This window comes from Agrobacterium sp. 5Ca50 (assembly GCF_055381905.1).
In genome coordinates, this window is the sequence record NZ_AP026438.1 from 3,284,348 (window position 1) to 3,305,961 (window position 21,614).

The 21,614-nt window shown below is 54.9% G+C and carries 18 protein-coding genes; 11 read left to right on the plus strand and 7 right to left on the minus strand.

Features of this window, described 5'->3' with window-relative positions:
- The first annotated feature begins 82 nt into the window (after nucleotides 1-82).
- On the plus strand, nucleotides 83-1,402 hold the full coding sequence (locus ACZ5FM_RS15835) for an MFS transporter (RefSeq protein ID WP_464040484.1): 1,320 nt from the start codon (nucleotides 83-85) through the stop codon (nucleotides 1,400-1,402).
- A gap of 58 nt (nucleotides 1,403-1,460) precedes the next feature.
- Here ACZ5FM_RS15835 and phaR read toward each other — a convergent pair whose 3' ends face one another.
- Nucleotides 1,461-2,042 (minus strand): polyhydroxyalkanoate synthesis repressor PhaR, encoded by a 582-nt coding sequence (gene phaR / locus ACZ5FM_RS15840; RefSeq protein WP_192490479.1) that lies wholly within the window; start codon nucleotides 2,040-2,042, stop codon nucleotides 1,461-1,463.
- A gap of 223 nt (nucleotides 2,043-2,265) precedes the next feature.
- Here phaR and ACZ5FM_RS15845 point away from each other — a divergent pair, with 223 nt between their 5' ends.
- From ACZ5FM_RS15845 to bfr, 3 genes are all read left to right on the plus strand, one after another.
- A complete protein-coding gene (locus tag ACZ5FM_RS15845) occupies nucleotides 2,266-3,447 on the plus strand; it encodes an acetyl-CoA C-acetyltransferase (RefSeq protein ID WP_464039199.1) in 1,182 nt (393 codons plus the stop codon).
- Between the two features lie 297 nt (nucleotides 3,448-3,744).
- Nucleotides 3,745-4,056, plus strand: coding sequence for a (2Fe-2S)-binding protein (locus tag ACZ5FM_RS15850; protein ID WP_192490481.1), 312 nt, complete (start codon nucleotides 3,745-3,747; stop codon nucleotides 4,054-4,056).
- Nucleotides 4,022-4,507, plus strand: coding sequence for a bacterioferritin (gene bfr, locus ACZ5FM_RS15855; RefSeq protein ID WP_192490482.1), 486 nt, complete (start codon nucleotides 4,022-4,024; stop codon nucleotides 4,505-4,507). Before ACZ5FM_RS15850 ends, bfr begins: the two co-directional genes overlap by 35 nt.
- Nucleotides 4,508-4,594: 87 nt before the next feature.
- On the opposite strand, the gene ACZ5FM_RS15860 is transcribed toward bfr, so the two are convergent.
- Nucleotides 4,595-5,254, minus strand: a complete 660-nt coding sequence (locus ACZ5FM_RS15860) for a YggS family pyridoxal phosphate-dependent enzyme (protein ID WP_259149042.1) — start codon at nucleotides 5,252-5,254, stop codon at nucleotides 4,595-4,597.
- A 188-nt stretch (nucleotides 5,255-5,442) separates the two neighbouring features.
- Between ACZ5FM_RS15860 and leuS the strand changes: the two genes are divergently transcribed.
- The 3 genes from leuS to holA are packed head-to-tail and all read left to right on the plus strand — an operon-like array spanning nucleotide 5,443 to nucleotide 9,661.
- Complete coding sequence (gene leuS / locus ACZ5FM_RS15865; RefSeq protein ID WP_464039200.1) at nucleotides 5,443-8,073, plus strand: leucine--tRNA ligase; 2,631 nt, start codon at nucleotides 5,443-5,445, stop codon at nucleotides 8,071-8,073.
- Nucleotides 8,063-8,614 (plus strand): LPS assembly lipoprotein LptE, encoded by a 552-nt coding sequence (locus ACZ5FM_RS15870; RefSeq protein ID WP_250984228.1) that lies wholly within the window; start codon nucleotides 8,063-8,065, stop codon nucleotides 8,612-8,614. The genes leuS and ACZ5FM_RS15870 overlap by 11 nt, the downstream gene beginning before the upstream one ends.
- Before the next feature lie 9 nt (nucleotides 8,615-8,623).
- Nucleotides 8,624-9,661, plus strand: a complete 1,038-nt coding sequence (holA, locus tag ACZ5FM_RS15875) for a DNA polymerase III subunit delta (protein ID WP_312947105.1) — start codon at nucleotides 8,624-8,626, stop codon at nucleotides 9,659-9,661.
- Nucleotides 9,662-9,729: 68 nt separating this feature from the next.
- On the opposite strand, the gene fdxA is transcribed toward holA, so the two are convergent.
- The 4 genes from fdxA to ACZ5FM_RS15895 all read right to left on the minus strand — a co-directional run bounded on the left by fdxA (nucleotide 9,730) and on the right by ACZ5FM_RS15895 (nucleotide 15,628).
- Nucleotides 9,730-10,068 carry a ferredoxin FdxA gene (gene fdxA / locus ACZ5FM_RS15880; RefSeq protein WP_192490487.1) on the minus strand — a complete coding sequence of 113 codons (339 nt, stop codon included), beginning with the start codon at nucleotides 10,066-10,068 and terminating at the stop codon, nucleotides 9,730-9,732.
- A gap of 157 nt (nucleotides 10,069-10,225) precedes the next feature.
- Entirely contained in the window at nucleotides 10,226-10,639 is a 414-nt protein-coding gene (locus ACZ5FM_RS15885; RefSeq protein ID WP_250984226.1) for an RNA-binding S4 domain-containing protein, read from the minus strand.
- Nucleotides 10,640-10,643: 4 nt separating this feature from the next.
- Nucleotides 10,644-13,670, minus strand: coding sequence for a helicase-related protein (locus tag ACZ5FM_RS15890; RefSeq protein WP_464040485.1), 3,027 nt, complete (start codon nucleotides 13,668-13,670; stop codon nucleotides 10,644-10,646).
- A 743-nt stretch (nucleotides 13,671-14,413) separates the two neighbouring features.
- Complete coding sequence (locus ACZ5FM_RS15895) at nucleotides 14,414-15,628, minus strand: ubiquinone biosynthesis hydroxylase (RefSeq protein WP_464039201.1); 1,215 nt, start codon at nucleotides 15,626-15,628, stop codon at nucleotides 14,414-14,416.
- A gap of 84 nt (nucleotides 15,629-15,712) precedes the next feature.
- On the opposite strand from ACZ5FM_RS15895, the gene tesB reads away from it, so the two are divergent.
- The 3 genes from tesB to ACZ5FM_RS15910 all read left to right on the plus strand — a co-directional run bounded on the left by tesB (nucleotide 15,713) and on the right by ACZ5FM_RS15910 (nucleotide 18,549).
- Nucleotides 15,713-16,603: an acyl-CoA thioesterase II gene (gene tesB / locus ACZ5FM_RS15900; RefSeq protein ID WP_250984224.1), complete on the plus strand. Its 891-nt coding sequence runs from the start codon at nucleotides 15,713-15,715 to the stop codon at nucleotides 16,601-16,603.
- A 214-nt stretch (nucleotides 16,604-16,817) separates the two neighbouring features.
- On the plus strand, nucleotides 16,818-17,168 hold the full coding sequence (locus ACZ5FM_RS15905) for a P-II family nitrogen regulator (protein WP_192490490.1): 351 nt from the start codon (nucleotides 16,818-16,820) through the stop codon (nucleotides 17,166-17,168).
- A gap of 25 nt (nucleotides 17,169-17,193) precedes the next feature.
- A complete protein-coding gene (locus ACZ5FM_RS15910) occupies nucleotides 17,194-18,549 on the plus strand; it encodes an ammonium transporter (RefSeq protein ID WP_192490491.1) in 1,356 nt (451 codons plus the stop codon).
- A gap of 163 nt (nucleotides 18,550-18,712) precedes the next feature.
- Here the strand turns inward: ACZ5FM_RS15910 and ACZ5FM_RS15915 are convergent, their stop codons facing one another.
- Nucleotides 18,713-19,417: a DUF1013 domain-containing protein gene (locus ACZ5FM_RS15915; protein ID WP_464039202.1), complete on the minus strand. Its 705-nt coding sequence runs from the start codon at nucleotides 19,415-19,417 to the stop codon at nucleotides 18,713-18,715.
- Nucleotides 19,418-19,646: 229 nt separating this feature from the next.
- Between ACZ5FM_RS15915 and acs the strand changes: the two genes are divergently transcribed.
- Nucleotides 19,647-21,605, plus strand: a complete 1,959-nt coding sequence (gene acs / locus ACZ5FM_RS15920) for an acetate--CoA ligase (protein WP_192490493.1) — start codon at nucleotides 19,647-19,649, stop codon at nucleotides 21,603-21,605.
- The last annotated feature ends 9 nt before the right edge of the window (nucleotides 21,606-21,614 follow it).

Below are 21,614 nucleotides of genomic sequence, written 5' to 3' on the forward strand. Positions count from 1 at the left end.
ATCCCTTGCCAAAACGGGGCTGCCTTTGACCGAGACTTCGATTGAGACAGCCGTCAGCAAACGCGGCATTCGCGGATGGATTATGTTTGACTGGGCAGCCCAGCCCTTTTTTACGGTTGTCACCACCTTCATCTTCGGACCCTATTTCGTATCGCGCCTAACAAGCGACCCGGTTTCCGCGCAGGCCATGTGGAGCAATACGGCAACCATCTCGTCGATCATTATTGCCATCCTGTCGCCGGTTCTCGGTTCAATTGCCGACCAGTCCGGCGCGCGAAAGCCGTGGATCGCCTTTTTTGCGACAATCAAGATCGCCAGCCTGTTCATGCTGTGGTTTGCCGCCCCCGGATCGCCCATCCTCTGGCCCGTGCTGTTTATGATTCTAGCCTCGATTGCCGCAGAGTTTTCAATTGTCTTTAACGATTCGATGATGCCGAGGCTGGTACCCTCACGCGAGATCGGCAGACTTTCGAATATCGCCTGGGGGCTGGGTTATCTCGGTGGCATGATCGTTCTGATCGGCGTGGTGGCTTTGCTGGCCGCCGACCCACAAAAAGGCACCACGATCATTGGTGTGCAACCACTATTCGGGCTCGATCCGCAACAAGGCGAAGACGCCCGGATAACAGGTCCCATCTCGGCCGTCTGGTATTTGATTTTCGTGATACCGATGTTTCTGTTTACGCCAGACGCTCCGAAAGGCGTGGCATTTAAAACAGCGATCCGCCAAGGCATTCACGAATTGCGTGGCACCTTGCAGGAACTGCGCAACAGACGCCCCCTGACCCGCTTTCTGATTGCACGGATGATCTATCAGGACGGCGTAAACGGACTGCTGATCTTGGGTGGGGTTTTCGCGGCCGGCATGTTCGGCTGGGCAACCATGGAAATCGGCATTTACGGCATCATCCTCAATGTCGTCGCGATTTTTGGATGCATGATTGCGAGCTCGCTCGATAGCCGTATTGGCTCCCGAACAACCATCCTGATCAGCCTCATATTGCTGCTTGTGGCGACGCTGGGCATCGTTTCAACGGAAAGAGGTTCGACCCTATTTGGACTGCTGCAATTATCGCAGGACGACAATGGCGGGATTTTTGCCACCGGGGCCGAAAAGGCGTATCTGCTGTTTGGCATTCTGATCGGTTTTGCCTTTGGTCCAGTACAAGCTTCGTCACGTTCCTATCTGGCAAGGAATGTCGCTCTGTCGGAAGCTGGCCGATATTTCGGCATCTATGCGCTAACCGGCCGTGCCACCAGTTTCATGGCCACCCTGTTTTTCTCAATCGTGACCTATGCCACGGGCTCTGCGCACCTTGGCATGGCAACGTTGCTTATCTTTCTGGTAGCCGGGCTGCTGCTGATGTTGCGCGTTCCCGACACAATCAAAACAGCCCACTAAGACGAAACTGCTGATGAGGAATATGAGGCACCTCCCAATGCCTCATATCGCCGCTCATTCAGTGGTCGAGGCGATCCAGACGGTGCTGGATGACTTTCAACTGTGCTTTCAAATCATCGATTTCCGATGCACCAAGTCTTGGTTCACGATCGCTGGCTGGTTTGGTTGCCAGGAATGGTGAAAAAGCCTGAAGGTTCTGCCGAAAATTTTCCGTATTGCGACGCACCTGTTCATCCACGGCCGGAACCGGAATATCCTTGGCAAGCGGCGTGTTACCGAAAGTGCGGTTCACCTGATCGCGAATCTGTACCTGCTGCTCCGAAAAAGACCGGAGTGACTGGTCAAGGAATGCCGGAACGAGTGTCTGCATCTGATCGCCGTAATAGGAAATCAGCTTGCGCAGGAACGATACGGGCAGCAGCGAATTTTCGGTTTTCGCTTCCTGCTCGAAAATGATCTGCGTCAGAACGGTGTGGGTAATGTCTTGAGATGTCCGGGCATCAAGAACCTTGAACTGCTCTTCCCGCCGGACCATCTGGGCCAGATCGTCAAGCGTGACATAGGTGCTGGTGCCGGTATTGTATAAACGCCGGTTGGCGTATTTCTTGATGATTATCTCATCACTGATGCGCTTCGCCATTCTCGCCTCCTCACGATATAGCAAATTATAAATCTATGGTGTTTCATGCTCTCCCGTCGGCAAGTGTAAGCGCAAATGTGACGCTATGACAACAGAATTGTGCGTCGCAATAGCATAATGTGCAGTGCAGTCATGCCGATTGCTTCTCAAAGCCTGCGTGAACAACATTTGACTTGGCTGATATGCTTTGACAGTCTGCCGCCCTCTCAAGAGGAGACAGAGCATGACTTCCCCGTCCATCGTCATCGCCAGCGCTGCGCGCACTGCGGTTGGCTCATTCAATGGCAGTTTTGCCAACACACCAGCCCATGAACTGGGCGCAGCGGTCATAAAGGCCGTTCTGCAACGGGCAAATGTCGAAGCATCCGAAGTCGACGAAGTCATTCTTGGCCAGATACTCACCGCCGGCGCCGGCCAGAACCCTGCACGTCAGGCCGCCATGAGCGCGGGTATTCCGCAGGAGGCGACCGCCTTTGGCATCAACCAGCTATGTGGCTCCGGACTGCGCGCGGTCGCACTTGGCATGCAGCAGATTGTTGCCGGTGACGCCGAGATCATCGTGGCTGGCGGTCAGGAATCGATGTCGATGGCGCCACACTGCGCGCATTTGCGCGGTGGCGTAAAAATGGGTGACTTCAAGATGGTTGATACCATGCTGAAGGACGGCCTGATCGACGCCTTCCACGGTTACCACATGGGCATCACCGCTGAAAATATTGCCCGCCAGTGGCATTTGTCGCGCGAGGTTCAAGACAGCTTTGCTGTGGCATCGCAGAATAAAGCAGAGGCCGCTCAGGCCGCCGGCCGTTTTGACGACGAGATCGTGCCCTTCACCATCCAGAGCCGCAAGGCCGAGATCATCGTCGACAAGGACGAATATATCAGGGCGGGCTCCACCATCGAACTGCTTGAGAAACTGAAACCAGCCTTCGACAAGGACGGTACGGTCACCGCCGGGAACGCATCAGGGCTTAACGATGGCGCAGCAGCCGTTCTGCTGATGACGGAAAATGCAGCTCGGCAACGTGATATCCTTCCTCTGGCACGTATTGTTTCATGGGCAACCGCCGGTGTCGATCCAAGCATCATGGGAACAGGGCCGATCCCTGCTTCTCGCAAGGCACTTGCAAAGGCGGGATGGTCGACGTCAGACTTGGGACTGGTAGAAGCGAATGAAGCATTTGCCGCTCAATCTTGCGCAATTGTCAGGGATCTGGAACTCGATCCGGCCATCGTCAATGTCAACGGCGGCGCTATTGCGATTGGCCACCCAATCGGGGCCTCCGGTGCCCGTGTTCTCAATACGCTGCTGTTTGAGATGAAGCGCCGTAACGTCCGCAAGGGAATGGCGACCCTTTGTATTGGTGGCGGCATGGGTATCGCCATGTGTGTTGAGGCAGTGTGAGTAAAACCAGTTTAAACGGCCACAACCTGTCGTTTCATCGCCTTTGGAATTACAAATATCGCGCATTCATAACTGCGGCATTTTGTCGCAGTTATTAGAGAATTGAAAATAAGAATACTAAAATTTTTACACTCGCGAAATTCACTAAGTAAATGAAAATACGATAAATTCCATCAAGTTTAGAATGAATCTAATTTATTCGGAAAACAATTTGGCGATGCTTTTTCTTGACAATTAGCATCCTGTTTTGCTTTAAGTGCAAAAACAATATGTTGCGTAGTACGGTCTAACTTCACCATGCTGGTTTGTAGCTGCAATTACATCACTGACCACGACATCCGGGACGTCATTAACGAGCTCCTGGACGAAGACTGTTGGCAGCTCATCGTTCCTGCAAAAGTGTACCACGCGATGGAAAAACGGGGTCGCTGCTGCGGCTGTTTTCCAACCGTCGTAGACCTTATCATCAAGACAACCGAAGAATACCACGCCCGTCACCACTCGACGGAAGCCGAAGTTTTTGATTTCATGTCCCGCCTGAGACAGTTCCATGATGAAAACAGGAGAGCGGACATTGAAAGGCGACAAAAAAGTCATCGAGCGGCTTAACGAGGCACTGTTCCTCGAACTCGGTGCTGTAAACCAGTACTGGCTGCACTATCGCCTTCTTGACGACTGGGGCTACACCAAGCTCGCAAAGAAGGAACGCGCTGAATCCATCGAAGAGATGCAGCACGCCGACAAGATCATCAACCGCATCATCTTCCTTGAAGGTCATCCGAACCTGCAGACCGTTGCACCGCTGCGCATTGGCCAGAACGTCAAGGAAGTGCTGGAAGCTGATCTGGCTGGCGAATACGACGCACGCACATCCTACAAGAAGTCGCGTGACATCTGTTATGAGGTCGGTGACTACGTATCGATGAAGCTGTTCGAAGAACTGCTGATCGATGAAGAAGGTCACATCGACTTCCTTGAAACCCAACTTGAGCTTCTCGGCAAGATTGGCGAAGAAAAATACGGTCAGCTCAACGCTGATTCCGCCGACGCCGCTGAATAAGCGACAGGATACGCAAGGCTTGTGCCTTGCAAACGAAAGCCCCGGTTTTGCCGGGGCTTTTCATTTTACGGGTCTTTAAAACGATATTCAGCGCGATCCGAAGATGGCCGACCCGACCCGCACACTGGTTGCGCCGAATTCGATCGCCGTTTCAAAATCCCCGGACATGCCCATGGAAAGCTTGTTCAAGCCACACTCCTTGGCAATTTTGGCCAGCAGCGCAAAATGTGGACCTGGGTTCTCATCGGCTGGAGGAATACACATCAGCCCTTCGACGGGAAGTTTCAGCTCATCGCGGCATAAAGCTACAAATGCAACGGTTTCCCGCGGATCAATGCCCGCCTTCTGCGGCTCCAGCCCGGTATTGACCTGCACATAGAAGCGAAGTGTACGGCCCTGCTTCTGGCATTCGTCCGCCAGTGCCCGGGCAATCTTTTCCCGGTCAACGCTTTCGATCACGTCAAATAGCGCCACGGCATCGGCCGCCTTGTTGGATTGAAGAGGTCCGATCAGCCGCAGTTCAATATCAGCGGTTTCCTGCTTCAGATCAGGCCACTTGCCCTGCGCTTCCTGGACGCGGTTTTCACCGAAAATCCGCTGCCCGCACGCAATCACCGGCCTGATATCATCGGCATCGAACGTTTTCGAAACCGCAACAAGTGCGACATCGCCAGCCTTGCGACCGGATTTCTTGGCCGTTGTTGTTATGCGGTTATTGACCTCTGCGAGGCGTGCTTCGATTTCCATGATGCCGCTTTCATTCCTGATAATACCAGCAATTACCTAGACGCCACACTATCGAAAGCCAAGCCGCTTTGTGCCCTTTGTGTGCCAATTGCAAAGTTTGAACGCCCTGTGATGCCACCAAACTTGACGCACCGGCTGTTTCATGGTGAAGGTCAGCGCAATTTTCCCATGGATACCGGATTTTGAGAATGGCCACCGAACGTTACAATCCTCGCGATGCCGAGCCACGCTGGCAGCAGAAGTGGAATGAAGACAAGGTCTTCGAAACCGATAACGCCGACCCGCGCGAGAAGTACTACGTTCTTGAGATGTTTCCCTATCCGTCGGGCCGCATCCACATGGGCCACGTACGCAACTACGCCATGGGTGATGTCGTCGCGCGCTACAAGCGTGCCCGCGGTTATAATGTTTTGCATCCAATGGGTTGGGACGCATTCGGCATGCCTGCTGAAAACGCCGCCATGCAGAACAAGGTTCACCCGAAGGACTGGACCTATCAGAACATCGCAACCATGCGTAACCAGCTGAAGTCCATGGGCCTGTCCCTGGATTGGAGCCGTGAGTTCGCGACATGCGACGTGGAATATTACCATCGCCAGCAGGCGCTCTTTATCGACTTCATGCAAAAGGGCCTGGTTCATCGCAAGCAGTCAAAGGTCAACTGGGACCCGGTCGACCACACCGTTCTTGCCAATGAGCAGGTTATCGATGGTCGTGGCTGGCGCTCCGGCGCTCTGGTTGAACAGCGCGAGCTGACTCAGTGGTTCTTCAAGATCACCGACTTTGCGGAAGATCTTCTGGAAGCGCTGGACACGCTCGACCAGTGGCCAGAAAAAGTACGTCTGATGCAGAAGAACTGGATCGGCAAGTCCGAAGGCCTCTCGCTGCGTTGGGAAACCGTGGCTGCAACCGCGCCACAGGGTTTCTCTGACGTTACCGTCTACACCACACGCCCTGACACGCTGTTTGGCGCATCGTTCCTGGCCATCTCTGCCGACCATCCGCTGGCCCGCGCATTGTCTGCCAACAACCCTGAGATTGCTGCATTCTGCGAAGAATGCCGCCGTCAGGGCACATCGCTGGCAGCACTGGAAACCGCTGAAAAGAAGGGCATGGATACCGGCGTCAAGGTCGTTCACCCACTGGACGCATCCTGGGAACTGCCCGTTTACATCGCCAACTTCGTGCTGATGGATTACGGCACCGGCGCGATTTTCGGTTGCCCGTCCGGCGACCAACGTGACCTTGATTTCGCACGCAAATACGATCTGCCGGTTGTCGCTGTCGTTATGCCGGAAGGCGAAGATGCGCAGACATTTGCGGTTGGCGACACGGCCTATGTCGATGACGGCGTGATGATCAACTCACGCTTCCTCGACGGCATGACAACCGCCGACGCCTTTGAAGCCGTTGTTTCCAAGCTGTCGGCACAGACGCTGGGCAATGAGCCACAAGCCGAGCGCAAGGTGAACTTCCGCCTGCGTGACTGGGGTATTTCACGCCAGCGTTATTGGGGCTGCCCGATCCCGGTCATTCACTGCGAAGTCTGCGGCGTCGTGCCGGTTCCGAAGAAGGACCTGCCGGTCAAGCTGCCTGACGATGTAACGTTTGACGTTCCTGGCAACCCGTTGGACCGCCATCCCACATGGCGCCACGTGTCCTGCCCGCAATGCGGCAAGGATGCACGTCGTGAAACAGACACGATGGATACATTCGTCGATTCCAGCTGGTACTTCACCCGCTTTACGGCACCATGGGAAGACAAACCAACAGATCCGAAGGTCGCCAACCACTGGCTGCCAGTCGATCAGTATATTGGTGGTATCGAACACGCGATCCTTCACCTGCTCTATTCGCGTTTCTTTACGCGCGCCATGCGGGAAACAGGACATGTGGATGTGAAGGAGCCCTTCAAGGGCCTGTTCACACAGGGCATGGTTGTGCACGAAACCTACAGCCGTGGCGAAGGTATGAGCCGCGAATGGGTGCCGCCGGCGGACCTGCGGATTGACGAAGCCGACGGCACACGTCGTGCTTTCCTGCTGTCGAACGGCGAAGAGGTAAAAATCGGCTCCATCGAAAAGATGTCGAAGTCGAAGAAAAACGTCGTTGATCCCGATGATATCATCGCGTCCTACGGTGCCGACACGGCGCGTTTCTTCGTACTATCCGATTCACCACCTGATCGTGACGTGATCTGGTCAGAATCTGGTGTTGAAGGCGCACACCGCTTCGTGCAGCGCGTCTGGCGCATCATTGGCGAGGCTGCCGACGAACTGAAGACTGTCAAGGCGGCTCCGGCAACCGAGGGCCCGCTTCTTGCAGTGTCCAAGGCCGCGCACAAGACGCTGAAGGCAGTGCAGGAAGACCTGGACAAGCTGGCATTCAACAAGGCAATTGCCCGCATCTACGAATTGGTCAACACCATTGCCGGCCCGTTTGCCGATATCGCGGCCGGTGGCAAATCCGATGCGGACAAGGCAGCAGCACGTGATGCCGCTGAAATCCTTATTCGCATGATCGCACCGATGACGCCGCACCTGGCGGAAGAGTGCTGGACTGTAATTGGCAATGACGGACTCGTTGCTCAAACCCCTTGGCCAGCATTCATTGCAAAGCTGGTTGAGGAAAATGAAGTCGTTATGCCAGTACAGATAAACGGCAAGAAACGTGCAGAATTGACAATCGCGCGCGATGCGGATCAAGATGCCGTCAAAGCTGCCGTGCTTGCGCTCGATGCCGTTGTCACGGCATTGGCAGGTAACGCGCCGAAAAAGATCATTGTGGTTCCTCAAAGGATTGTGAACATTGTCGTCTAACGTCTCTTCCGGATGGAGCCGCATCGCGTTCGTGGTTTGCGCAATTGTTTTGTCCGGTGCTCTCGCCGGCTGTCAGGTGCGCCCGCTGTATTCCAAGGAATCAGGAACCACTGAAAAGCTGGCATCGGTGCAGTACGCACCGGTGACCGGCCGCATTGCGCAGGCTCTGCGCAACGAACTGATCTTCAAGTCCGCTGGTGGCGCAGGTGAACCTGTGAAGCCGGAATATGAGGTGAAGCTCGTTGTGTCGTCATCGTCGACCTCGACAGAAGTAAACGACAATGACCTCTATCTGAACCTGCCGGACAATACGTTTGAAGGTCATTATCCAGGCCGTGTCGACGTGTCAGCACAATATGTTCTGGTTCGCATTTCCGACCAGAAGGTCATTCGCTCCGCCACACGGACGGTGACCTCGATGGTTGACCTTCCGCAGCAGCAATTCGCCAATATGCGTGCGATCCGTGATGCACAGGACCGTGCCGTGCGTGAAGTCGCGGAAGTGATCCGTACGGACATCGCCTCTGCACTGAGCCGTTGAGACGCCAGCATGGCGGAAATAAAGTCCCATGAATTTGACCGCTTCGCCGAAAAACCGGTGGAGCGGTTTCGCATGTTTGTCGTCTACGGTCCCGATCGCGGCCTCGTATCGGAGCGTGCATCGCTAATCGCGTCCAAGACAGGCATTGATGCCAACGACGCTTTCTCCTCACTCAAACTGAACGTCGGCGATTTGCAGGGCGATCCTGGCCGCTTGCTGGATGAAGTCAACGCTATCGGACTGTTCGGTGGCGAAAAGCTGGTATGGGTCAAGGGTGCGGCAAACGAAAAAGCTTTGGTCGACGCATTGCAGGTTCTCAACGAGACCCCTCCGCAATCTGCATTCCTGATCATCGAAGCCGGAGATCTGAAAAAAGGGACCGGCCTTCGCAAGATCGCTGAGGCATCCAGAGATATCGCCATCATTCCCTGCTATGCCGACGATGCCCGAGCGCTCAACGCCCTGATTGATCATGAACTGGCTCAGGATGAGTTGAGAATAGCGCCTGCAGCCCGCCAGAGGCTGATAGAATCGCTGGGCGGCGATCGCATTGCCTCGCGCAACGAAATCCGCAAGCTGGGCCTCTACTGCCGTGGAAACAGCGTTATTGAGGAAGAGGATGTGCTGGCCATTATTGGTGATGCCAGCGCCATATCCGCAGACGATGCGGTTGACGCCATCCTGAAGGGTGACCGCAACGCATTTTTCCATGCGACGCAAAAAATCGTATCGTCCAAAACGCCAATCTTTCTGGTGTTGCAAGGCTGCCTTCGCCAGTTCCAGCTTCTGGACCAGATGCGCGCGGAAATGGACGAAAAAAAACTGCAGGCAGGCCAGGTCATGCAGACACTTGGCCGGCATATCCATTTCCGCCGCAAGCCGATCATCGAGCGTGCGCTGCGTACATGGCAGCCAGCGGCGATTGCGCGTGAGATGAACCGGTTGCAGGCCGCGATCCTGCAGAGCCGCCAGCGTCAAAGCCTGGAGGACAGCGTGGCTCTTCTGACGCTGTTGTCTACCACACTGCAATCCGGCCGCAGCGGGTAACAGATACACAAAAGCCCTTGTGCAGCAGCAACAAGGGCTTTTCCATTTCCAAGCTTATCAAAACCTTATCAGTCGCCGCTACCGGGTTCGGCAGAGAAATACAGCGCCAGCTTACCTGAGACGCCATCCATTTCCTTGGCTTCAGGCATCGCGTCACGTTTGATGGTGATGTTCGGCCAGATCTGCGAATATTCGGCGTTCAGCTTCAGCCACTCATCAAGACCTGGCTCGGTGTCCGGCTTGATGGCTTCGGCGGGACATTCCGGTTCGCATACGCCACAGTCGATGCACTCATCGGGATTGATGGCGAGGAAGTTCTCACCCTCGTAGAAGCAGTCCACAGGGCAGACTTCAACGCAGTCAGTATATTTGCAGCGAATGCAATTGTCGGTCACGACATATGTCATGAAGAACTCCAGAATACACGTTCCGGGAATGAAGGCTTTGGCAAAAATCCGCAGCCCGGACTTGCGGTATTGGTATTTTTGCCAGTGACGTAATGCCTTTACACAGTGAAGGCAAGAATAATTATTTCACAAAACATGTGTGATTTAGTCATATATTCTAGTCGGAAACGTCGTTGGCAGTATTGATGAACTTATCCAGTTCACGACGCTCTTTTTTGGTCGGCCGCCCTGCTCCCGGCTGCCGTACCGCCTGCTCAAGCAGGGTCAACCGCGTCGTCTTTTCACGCGGTGGCGTCTGGTCATCATAGAGGAGTTTGGCTTCCTCATAAGGTCCGCGTCTGTCACCAGCGGACTTCACGACAAGAATACGATCCATTCGGTCGAAGCTGATTTCCAGCTTGTCACCCGGCTTCACCATATGGCTTGCCTGCCGGATGACTGTTCCGTTGACACGCACATGGCCGGACTGGACATGGCTTTGCGCGATTGAACGGGATTTCGCCATGCGAGCGAAGAACAGCCATTTGTCGATGCGCTGGCGCGCGTGCTGACCTGACTGTTCTTCGTCCATGAGCTTATTTCTTCATTTGTTCCTTGAGCGCAGCGAGCTTCGCGAAAGGTGAATCCGGATCCAGCGGCTTCTCCTTGCGCGGTGGCTTGGATTCGAAACGCTGCGACTGCGGCTTTCCGCCACGGTCATTGCGATCGTGCTTGTCCTTGCGCTCGCCACGGTCGTTGCGGTTGCCACGATCTGGTCTTTGACCACCATCACGCTTGCGTTCACCGTCACGATTGTTTTCGCGATTACCATCACGGCCGGCAGCGGCACGATTGCGGTCACGACCTTCGCCACCTTCGTTGCGACGTTCACCCTGGCCACGGGACTGCCCGTGACCTTGACGGCGGTTGTCGTTACGCTGGTTTTCATTACGTCCACCTGGACGCCACAACAGAACCGGCTTTGGTTCGGCTGTTTCAGCAGACGCATCGGAAGAATGAGGCGCTTCAGCAGATGCAACCGCCTCTTCCGCTACAGCCTTGGTTTCTTCGGCAGAAACCTCGTGTTCAGCCGCATCAGCGTCATGCTCGTCACCAGCCTCTTCGCCAACTGGCGCTTCAGCGGAAGCAGCAGCCTGACCACTCTGGCCTGCCAGGAAGGTCGCTGCATCTTCAGCGCTTACCTGATCTGCACGATAACCAAGACCCTTGAGAATTTCTTCCATGTCATCCAGCGTAGCGCCGAGAATGGAGAGCATACCCGTAGTCGTGGTGAAACGACGGCCGTCATATGCGCCCTCAGGACGCGGCTGCGCGCCGGGCTTCCACTGCAGCAGCGGACGGATGATATCCGCCAGACGCTCCAGAATGTCGATACGAACGGCGCGCTTTCCGAGGAAACGGAAACCGGCCAGCTTATAGAACATGCGGTCGAAGCTCGGGTCAGTGACGACAGACGTACGACCAGCAGCCAGAACCGGGATAAGATCGCCATAACCGGCATTGCCAAGACCGTCGTTCTTGAGCGCCCAAAGCAGGGTCACAAGTTCGGCTGGTGCTGGCTTCAAAAGCGCAGGCAGGAAAATGTGGTAAGCGCCAAAACGCACGCCGTAACGGCGCATGGATGCGCGCGCGTCCTGATCGAGCGACTTTACCTCTTCGGCCACGTCGCGACGGAACAGCACACCAAGGTTTTCGACGAGCTGGAAAGCCAGCCCCTTCGCCAGTCCCTGCAAATCTTCAGCGCGGGAAATATCATCCAGCGGCTTGAGGATCGTCGCAATCTGGTGATTGACGAAACGTTCGATACGGGCAACGGCGTGTTCACGCGCATTTCCGTTCAACTGTTCATCAGCCAGCATAATGACACGTGGCTTCATGATATTGTCGCCGGCGGCAAGCCGGGCAACAGGCTCACCGAGCCAACGCACCGCACCATCCGAGCCAAGCGCCAGATCATTATTGCCGCTGGCATGCAGACGGGCAGCACGTGCCTCATATTCGAGGGCAAGCGCCTTCTGCGCAGCCGACTGTACGGCCTTGGCATCTGGACCTTCGGTTCCGCTTATTGGCGTAAACCGGAATCCCGCCAATTGACCGACGTGATGTCCTTCAACGAAGACATCACCATTCACACTGATTTCAGCTTCAAGCATCGCATTCTCTCTCAGGCGCTTCATGAGCACAGATGTCCTGCGATCTACAAAGCGTTTCGTCAACCTTTCATGTAGCGCATCGGACAATCGATCCTCGATTTCCCGCGTCTTTTCTTGCCAGTGTGTCGGATCGGCAAGCCATCCGGGACGGTTGGATACATACGTCCATGTTCTTATCTGCGCAATCCGTGCCGACAGCGTATCTATTTCGCCATCGGTTCGGTCAGCCCTGCGCACCTGCTCGGCCATGAAATCTTCATTCACCGTGCCGCGACGAACGAGATCGAAATAGAGTGTCGAAATCAGATCGGCATGCTGGGCAGGTGTGATTCGCCGGTAGTCAGGCAGTGCACATGCTTCCCATAGCCGTTCCACTCTCTCCGGGGTAGTGGTGAGATCAATGATTTCCGGATAACGGGCAAGATAATCAAGCGCCTGCTGGTCCACAGCAGGCAAAGCACGCGACAAGCCTTGAAGAGCAGGTGCCACTTCAAGGCTTGAGCGCAGATTTCCAATCGAGGAATAGTCAAGCGCCTTGCTGCGCCACTGCAAAACCTTCACCGCATCGAATTCATGCGCTTCAATGCGTTCCACCAACTCATCATCGAAAGGTTCGACGCGACCGGTGACACCAAAAGTGCCATCACGCAGATGACGGCCAGCACGACCGGCGATCTGTCCCAGCTCTCCGGGGTTCAGATTGCGGAACTGATAACCGTCGAACTTGCGGTCTTGAGCGAAAGCAACGTGGTCGACATCCAGATTGAGGCCCATGCCAATGGCATCGGTCGCAACGAGATACTCCACATCACCCGCCTGGTATAAGCCGACCTGCGCATTACGGGTGCGCGGAGACAGAGCGCCCATAACCACGGCAGCACCACCACGCTGACGTTTTATCAGCTCGGCGATCGCATAAACTTCATCCGCCGAAAACGCGACAATTGCCGAGCGTTGCGGCAGACGGGTGATTTTTTTCTGCCCGGCATAAAAAAGTTGCGACAGACGCGGACGCTCAACGATGGTGATACCGGGAAGCAGCTTTTGTAAAATGGGCCGCATGGTACCGGCACCGAGGAAAAGTGTTTCCTCCCGTCCGCGCAGATGCAGCAGGCGGTCGGTAAAAATATGCCCGCGCTCCAGATCGCCAGCCAGCTGGACTTCGTCGATGGCCACAAAAGACGCATTGGTTTCGCGTGGCATGGCCTCAACGGTGCAGACGGAAAAACGTGCCTTGGGCGGAGAAATCTTCTCTTCGCCTGTCACCAGCGCGACATTGGCGACGCCAACCTTCTCGACCAGACGCGTGTAAACCTCACGTGCGAGCAGACGCAAAGGCAGACCAATGATACCGCTGCCATGCGCAACCATGCGCTCAATCGCATAGTGCGTTTTGCCGGTATTGGTGGGTCCGAGTACGGCGGTTACGCCGCGCCCGCTCAAGATCATTGGTTGAAAATTCAACGTACTGTCCGTGCGATGGTCATGCCTGTCGCTTCACCGGACGACAATCCGCCAGAAGCATGGACTTAACACATGGCGATGAGCAGCGACAAAGGCAAGGAATGTTTGCAGCAAAGCGCATTTTTCCATGTCTGTGACGGTTTTCGAATCCGGGAAAACAATGCCGGAATTAACATTTGGAACAGCGTGCGAACGAATCAGCGACGAATCGCTGACTCCATGAGATTCAGGGTTTGTTCACCGCAACATATGGTTTCTTAATCGTCGACCTGCACGACATGCTGAATCCGGTTAAGAACATGCGCCGCATTCGAGCCGGCTTTCATTTACCTTCGTAAATAGATTGTTAAAATTTGAATAAATCACCTTTAAGATTCTGAAAAATATAGATAATTTTCAAATTCTTCTGAAAACACGATATTGACGCATTAACCTTTGGAGTAAATGGAGAACGAATCGCTGACGAATCACAGACATCGAAAGTTTCCCGGTTTGTTCTCCACCATATATTGTGGAATAATAGTTTGTTAACCATACGATTATGTGGATAACGCAAACTGCTGACGCGCAATTTCATCGCAGCGTTAACATTTGCAGGGTAGCGGGCAGTCGTAAAACCCGAGGGGTTTTCGAGACGACACCCAAGTGATGTCCAAATGCAAAAAGACGGCCCAACCGAGCCGTCTTTGACATCAAACATCATCCCTTTTTGGGCGAAGGAAACGCCCTTAAAGCGGCTGTCCTGCCAGAAGTTTCGGACTGCTTTCACCCGCCAGACCCGCGGCTTGATCGATGAAATAAGACTTCAAAGCTGGCAGTCGGTCGACAAGCCCCAGGCCCAGATCACGCACAACGCGGATTGGCGTGCTGTCATTCGAGAAAAGGCGGTTGAGCACATCTGTCGTTATGCCCATGCGTAGCGTATCGAACCGGCGCCATGCCTGATAACGCTCCAGAACATTCAGCGAGCCGATGTCGAGGCCCAGCCGATCTGCTTCAACGATCGTTTCGGCCAGTGCTGCTACATCCTTATAACCAAGGTTCAGGCCTTGGCCTGAGATTGGATGAATGCCGTGGGCAGCATCGCCCGCCAGCGCAAAGCGTGGTGCGACGAAAGCCCTCGCAAGTGTCAGGCCAAGCGGAAACGCCCGACGAGGACCAACCGCACGGACAGAACCAAGCTTGTGGCCAAAGCGGCGTTCAAGTTCTTCATCAAACAGGAAGTCATCGGATGCCACCAACTTATCGGCATCGGCGCGACGTTCAGTCCACACCAGCGATGAGCGATTGCCCTTGAGCGGCAGTACAGCAAATGGTCCGGATGGCAAGAAATGCTCTTCAGCCACACCATTATGAGGGCGCTCATGTTCTACCGTCGTGACGATACCGGACTGATCATAGTCCCAGCGAACCGTCTTGATACCGGCCATATCGCGCAGAGAGGATCGAACGCCGTCACAGGCGACCAACAATCTGGCATCGAGAACATTGCCATCGGACAGGCTGATGCTGGTGCTCTGGGCACCGGTAACAAAACCGGACACTGTGAGACCGTGGCGAATGGTAATACCGAGACGATCACAAAGGCCTCTCAAGGCGCCGACGATCGCAACATTGGGAATCATATGCGCGAAGGGGCGTCCCTCTTCTACTTCGCCATCAAAGGTCAGGAATACCGGGCGAACCGGATCTGTCGTCTTGGAGTCCGTCACGATCATCTTGCGGATAGGCTCAGCCTCCGGCTCGATCTCGCTCCAGATGCCGAACACGTCGAGCATACGGGTTGCCGCTGAAATAATCGCCGAGGCACGCATATCCTTTTTCCACACATCCTGCGGTGCCGCCTCGACGATCTCGACCTGCATATGTGGAGCCGCCTGCTTGATGGCGACAGCAACGGCAAGTCCGACATATCCGCCCCCGGCAATCACCACATCCAGCATAATCAAACTCCTGCATTCTTGAGAATATTGCCCCGGCACTATAGACCATGGAAATCCATCTTCCTACAGCAGGAGCAAAGCTGAATGACGATTGATTCCGATCCGACGGAAAAATCCGCCATGCACAAACTGGTTGATACACTCGATCTGGAAAAGCTCGAGGAGAACCTGTTTCGTGGCACAAGCCCGCAAATTGGCTGGCAACGGGTTTTCGGCGGACAGGTCATCGCTCAAGCTCTGGTGGCTGCACATCGCACCGTCGATGCAGATCGGTTCATCCATTCACTGCATGCCTATTTCATGCGACCCGGTGATCCCTCGGTGCCGATTATCTATCAGGTTGAACGCATCCGGAACGGCTCCAGCTTCAATACCCGCCGTGTCGTCGCCATCCAGCACGGCGAACCGATCTTCTCGATGTCGGCTTCGTTCCAGATCGAGGAAGAAGGTTACGACCATCAAATGCCAGCACCAAAGGTTCCAGCACCGGAATCGCTGCTCAGCGAAACCCAATTGCAAGAAGCCTTCTTGGCAAAAGCGCCGCCGATGATCCGCAAATACTGGCAGAACAAACGGCCGATCGAGATAAAGCCGGTATCGCTGGCCCATTACATCTCCAACGAGAAGCTGGCGCCCAATCAGGATGTCTGGGTGCGCGCCGTTGGCGACGTGCCCGATGACCGCTGTTTCCAGGCAGCAATTCTCGCCTACCTCTCGGATATGACGCTGCTCGACACCTCGCTTTATGCGCATGGCACAACGATTTTTGATCCCAGTATCCAGGTTGCCAGCCTTGACCACGCCATGTGGTTCCACCGTCCATGCAAGCTGGATGATTGGCTGCTTTATTCGCAGGACAGCCCAAGTGCATCCGGAGCGAGAGGTCTTACCCGCGGCAGTATCATGACGCGAGATGGTGTGCTGATTGCATCGGTTACACAGGAAGGTTTGATTCGGAAAAGAGCAAATGATTAAATTTTGCGCTTAAATTTCAAACTGCATAATTATTGCGCGATTATTGTGCAAACAAATGCCTCCAAAACAGACTGTAAGAATATAGCTTTTACTTTTCAATAACTTATTCCCCATCCTCAAAACTGGCACGCGCCTTGAATGTATAGCTGCAGTCGCTGTTCAGTGCGCCGCCAGCGGCAAGGAGAGTCGGCTCCGTGCCGAGGAAAAACAAAGGATGGGAAACCTGATGAAAATTGTGATGGCCATTATCAAGCCGTTCAAGCTGGACGAAGTGCGCGAAGCACTCACCGCTGTCGGTATCCAGGGCCTGACCGTAACCGAGGTCAAGGGTTACGGTCGCCAGAAGGGACACACGGAAATCTACCGTGGCACGGAATACGCCGTGAGCTTCCTTCCGAAGCTGAAAATTGAAATCGCCGTTCCTTCAGATGTGGTTGAAAAGGCTGTCGAGGCAATCGCATCCGCCGCCAAGACCGGCCAGATCGGTGACGGCAAGATTTTTGTCTACTCGATCGAGCAGGCAGTTCGCATCCGCACCGGCGAAACCAACACTGAAGCGTTGTAATCGGCTGATCAGGGAGTTTTATACAATGTCGTTTTCAAGAATTTCTACCTCTCTCGGTCGGCTGGGCGCCGGCACGGCGGCCCTTTTGGCCCCTGCCTTCGCTTTCGCGCAGGAAGCAGCCGCTCCTGCCGCTGAAGCAGCAGCCGCTGCACCGACAATCGACTCCGGCGACACCGCATGGATGCTGACGTCGACCGTTCTGGTTCTCTTCATGATCCTGCCGGGCCTCGCCCTGTTCTATGGCGGTCTCGTCCGCTCCAAGAACATGCTGTCAGTGCTCATGCAGTGCCTCGTGGTTTCCGCAGCAATCATGATCGTCTGGGTATTCTACGGTTACAGCCTTGCCTTCTCCAACGGTGGTGGCCTCAACACCTTCATCGGCGGCTTCGAAAAGCTCTTCCTGTCCGGCGTTACCTCTGAAAGCGTCAGCGGCAGCATTCCGGAATACGTCTTCATCTCGTTCCAGCTGACCTTCGCTTGCATCACGCCAGCGCTGATCGTTGGTGCATTTGCAGAGCGTATCAAGTTCTCTGCCGTGATCCTGTTCTGCATTCTCTGGGTTACCTTCGTGTACTTCCCGGTTGCTCACATGGTCTGGTCGGGCGACGGCGCCCTGATGTGGGACTGGGGTGCACTTGACTTCGCAGGTGGTACGGTTGTTCACATCAATGCTGGTGTTGCTGGTCTTATCGGCGCAATCCTCGTCGGCAAGCGTACAGGCTTCGGCAAGGACATGATGGCTCCTCACTCGATGACCCTGACCATGGTCGGCGCTTCGATGCTGTGGGTTGGCTGGTTCGGCTTCAACGCCGGTTCCGCCGCCGCTGCCAACGGCGTTGCAGGTCTCGCCATGATCAACACGCTTACTGCAACAGCAGGTGCAATCGTTGCATGGTGCGTGATTGAAAGCTTCGCCCGTGGCAAAGCTTCCATGCTCGGCGCTGCCTCCGGTGTTATCGCCGGCCTCGTTGCCGTCACTCCGGCCGCTGGCGCGGTTGGCCCGATCGGCGCGATCTTCCTCGGCGCAATTGCCTCGGCATTCTGCTACTTCTTCGTGTCTGTCGTGAAGAACAAGTTCGGTTACGACGATACGGCTGACGTATTCGGCGTACACGGCGTTGGTGGTATCGTAGGCGCTATCGGCACCGGCATCTTCGCAAGCACTTCTCTGGGTGGCGTAGGCTACGCAGAAGGCGTGACCATGGGCGCTCAGGTCTGGGTACAGATCAAGTCTGTTATCCTCACCATCGTATGGTGCGGTATCGGCTCCTTCGTCCTCTACAAGCTCGTTGATCTCATTGTTGGTCTGCGTGTACCGGTTGAAGCAGAACGCGAAGGTCTTGACCTCGCATCGCACGGCGAAGCTGCTTACCACAACTAAGACACTTAAGCCGGTGCGAGGTTACGGCCTCGCACCTCGCAAACTTTCGAACCGCCCTCCGGGGCGGTTTTTTTATGCCGAGATTTGCACCGCAAACATGGCCAAAGAAAAACCCCGGCTCATCACCGGGGTTTTATCGATTCCGCTTTGTAACGGCAGATGATCAGAAACGATCATCCTCTTCATCATCGTCGTTCTTGGAAGACTTGAGGGATGCCAGTTTCGCAAATACGGCGTCAGCGTCGATTTCTTTTTCTTCTTCGCGCTGGTAGTTGAAGTCCAGACCTTCGGTCTGGGCAGCTGGCTGCAGCGTTGCATCCAGCTCTTCAGCTGTCGGCAGCGGACGACCGCGCGATGCGCGCTCTACTTCCAGGTCCAGATCGATCTGGCTGCAGAGGCCGAGCGTCACCGGGTCCATTGGTGTGAGGTTCGCAGAGTTCCAGTGCGTACGATCACGAATCTGCTCAATCGTCGACTTGGTTGTACCGACGAGACGCGAAATCTGCGCGTCTTTCAGTTCTGCATGGTTACGCACCAGCCACAAAATAGCGTTCGGGCGGTCCTGACGCTTGGAAACTGGCGTGTAACGTGGGCCACGACGCTTGGATTCCGGTACACGAACCTTAGGCTCGGAAAGCTTCAGCTTATGGTTCGGGTTGCCTTCACCACGCGCAATTTCATCACGCGACAACTGACCTGTAGCAATAGGGTCGAGGCCCTTGATGCCTTGTGCCGCTTCGCCGTCGGCAATCGCTTTCACCTCAAGCGGATGCAACTTGCAGAATGTCGCGATCTGTTCGAACGACAGTGCAGTGTTGTCAACCAGCCATACGGCGGTTGCCTTTGGCATAAGCAGTGTTTGAGCCATAGATACAGTCCTTCTGTCCGTCCGCTCCGGTGTCGCGGTCCGTGGATATTAACCACCAATTTCCGGGATATGTCTGCTCTATAAACGTATTGTATCGAAATTGCAATTCTTTGGGACACAAATGACCTTTGTCTAATTGCCGTGCGAGCGCGAAGTGTTATGAATTAAACACATATCGGAGGTGGGAGTCTCCGAACCGAAATTGACGTAATGCTTTTAGGAGGAGTTCATGTCAGCCAAAGTCTATCCAGTGTTGAAAACGGCGAAAACCCGAACACTGATTGATAATGACCGTTACCAGAAGTGGTATCAGGAAAGCGTAGAAGATCCGGAAAAGTTCTGGGACAAACACGGTCGCCGCATCGATTGGTTCAAGCCATATACCAAAGTCAAAAACACCTCATTTAAAGGCAAGGTACCGATCAAATGGTACGAGGACGGTCTGACCAACGTTTCCTATAACTGTATTGACCGTCACCTGAAGACGCATGGCGAACGCACCGCTATCATCTGGGAAGGTGACAACCCCTATATCGACAAGAAGATCACCTATAACCAGCTGTACGAACAGGTGTGCCGTCTGGCCAACGTTCTCAAGAAGCATGGTGTGAAAAAGGGTGACCGCGTTACCATCTACATGCCGATGATCCCGGAAGCGGCATACGCGATGCTCGCCTGCGCGCGTATCGGCGCAATTCACTCCGTGGTGTTTGGCGGCTTTTCTCCCGAAGCACTTGCAGGCCGTATCGTTGACTGCGAATCGACCTTTGTTATCACCTGCGACGAAGGTGTTCGTGGCGGCAAACCTATTCCACTGAAGGAAAACACCGACACCGCGATCGACATTGCCGCCAAGCAATATGTCATGGTCAATAAGGTGCTGGTTGTGCGCCGTACCGGCGGCAAAACCGGTTGGGCACCTGGTCGCGACTTCTGGTACCATCAGGAAATTGCAAGCGTTAAGCCGCATTGCGAACCGGTCAAGATGCGTGCGGAAGACCCGCTGTTTATTCTCTACACTTCTGGCTCCACCGGCAAGCCGAAGGGCGTGCTGCACACCACAGGCGGTTATCTCGTCTACACGTCGATGACGCATGAATATGTGTTCGATTACAAGGACGGCGATATCTACTGGTGTACGGCTGACGTCGGCTGGGTGACAGGCCACTCCTATATTGTCTACGGACCACTCGCCAATTGCGCGACTACGCTGATGTTTGAAGGCGTGCCGAACTTCCCGGATCAGGGTCGTTTCTGGGAAGTCATCGACAAACACAAAGTCAATATTTTCTACACCGCACCAACCGCACTTCGTTCGTTGATGGGCGCTGGCGATCACTTCGTGAAACGCTCCTCCCGCTCCAGCCTGCGGCTGCTCGGCTCGGTCGGAGAACCGATCAACCCAGAGGCATGGGAATGGTATTACCACGTGGTTGGTGAGGACCAGAGCCCGATTGTCGACACATGGTGGCAGACTGAAACCGGGGGTATTCTGATTTCACCACTGCCGGGTGCGACGGATCTTAAGCCCGGATCGGCAACCCGTCCGTTCTTCGGAGTCCAGCCACAGTTGGTGGATGCGGAAGGCAATGTGCTGGAAGGGCCGGCCGACGGCAATCTGTGCATCACAGACAGCTGGCCAGGGCAGGCACGAACGGTTTACGGCGACCATAACCGTTTCGTGGAAACCTACTTCTCCACCTACAAGGGCAAGTATTTCACCGGCGATGGCTGCCGACGTGACGAAGATGGTTATTACTGGATAACCGGACGTGTCGATGACGTGTTGAACGTCTCTGGCCACCGTCTCGGCACGGCGGAGGTCGAATCTGCGCTGGTCTCGCACCATCAAGTGTCGGAAGCAGCGGTGGTCGGTTATCCGCATTCCATCAAAGGACAGGGCATCTATTGCTATGTGACGCTGATGGCAGGGCAGGTCGGCGACGACGCATTGCGCGCGGAACTGGTCAAGCATGTCCGTAATGAAATCGGCCCGGTTGCCACCCCGGACAAGATCCAGTTTTCTCCAGGCCTGCCGAAAACCCGTTCCGGCAAGATCATGCGCCGCATTCTGCGCAAGATTGCCGAGGATGACTTCGGGTCTCTGGGCGATACATCGACCCTTGCCGATCCGGCTGTCGTTGAAGATCTCATCGCCAACCGTCAGAACAAGGCAGTGGCGGCATAAGCAAAAAAC